Genomic DNA, 1,314 nt, shown 5'->3' with positions numbered 1-1,314 from the left:
GTCAATAGTTTTTCTCGGTAGTATTCGTATTGCTTTTTCCTGGCTTTTATTTCAGCGGGGATACCGGCTAATAAATCGGTGGTTAGGGCTAAAAATTGATCCAAAATCTTAACGATCTCTTGTTGGACTTCTAGGGGTGGGATGGGGACTTCTAATTGTGAATAGCGAGAAATCCACTGCCTTGTATGTTCCCCACTGATATTATAGGGAATAGTTTGCATGTAAAAAAAGATAAATCTGATGTTAATTGTAGGATCTTTTGGGAGTAAGATTTTCATAGCGCTTGATTTCACTTTGAAAGGGAAATCAACCCATTGGGTCGCTGTTGTGAAATCGTCAAAGATGATAACCGGAGAACTTTTACTCGCTTGATAAATGTTGTCTTTTTCGTTTGTATAACCTAAAATAAAGGTTTTTCCTGCAGTTAAAACGGGAGTAGGATAACTTTTATCAAATTCTTTACTCGTTACGCAATATTGATTGGGTTGATCGTATTCTAGCACCTCCCCCAACTTCCTAAACTCCACCCCTTTAGGCGCTAAAGTTTGGAGTAGGGTTTTCAAGCGTTTAGGGTAGGTTTTTGCGCTCATTTTTGCGTCTTTGTGGTTTGAATGGATGCCATCAAAGTCTAAAAGCATGTTTTGGTAATACTGGTATTGCTTTTTGCGCGCGTTTAATTCTGTGTTTAATTCTGTGTTTAATTCTGTGTTTAATTCTGTGTTTAATTCTGTGTTTAATTCTGTGTTTAATTCTGTGTTTAATTCTGTGTTTAATTCTGTGTTTAATTCTGTGTTTAATTCTGTGTTTAATTCTGTGAAAGCGTCCAAAATCTTAACGATCTCTTGTTGGACTTCTAGGGGTGGGATGGGGATTGTTATTTGCATAATGTTATTACTAGAAATGCTATAAGGTATAGCGCTTCTATTTGAAATAGAATATAAATAATTTTGCATGTTTGTTAATACATAATAAAGGTATCTATTGATTAGGGTTTCTTTTGGAATGACAGAAAAACAAACATCATTTGCCCAAAACTTTTGATTTTGCCAATTGACAAATCCGGCAGTTCCATATTGAGCTATAGTAATTGTATTTTCCTCTCTGTTATATTCATTTAAATATCCCATAAATCCTATTCCACCAGATACAACGGGATATTTTCCTTTATCTAATATTTCTTTTTTTGTAACCCTTTTACCTCTAATTATTTCACACACCTCCCCCAATTTCCTAAACTCCACCCCTTTAGGCGCTAAAGTTTGGAGCAGTTTTTCTATTTTATGCATTTTGCCCCCCTTCTAAATGGCTAATGAT

Annotated in this window: 1 protein-coding gene; it reads right to left on the bottom strand. The window is 35.2% G+C overall.

Features of this window, described 5'->3' with window-relative positions; all coding sequences use genetic code 11:
- Window positions 1–1,286, bottom strand: a 1,286-nt coding sequence (locus tag DV63_RS17450; RefSeq protein ID WP_020982509.1) for a restriction endonuclease subunit S, incomplete at its 3' end; no start/stop codon positions are given.
- Window positions 1,287–1,314: the final 28 nt, after the last annotated feature.

The sequence above is a fragment of the Helicobacter pylori FD535 genome (assembly GCF_000296015.2).
Lineage (GTDB): Bacteria > Campylobacterota > Campylobacteria > Campylobacterales > Helicobacteraceae > Helicobacter > Helicobacter pylori_CT.
The sequence above is the reverse complement of the archived record's forward strand: the minus strand, read 5'-3'. Positions and strand labels throughout refer to the sequence as shown.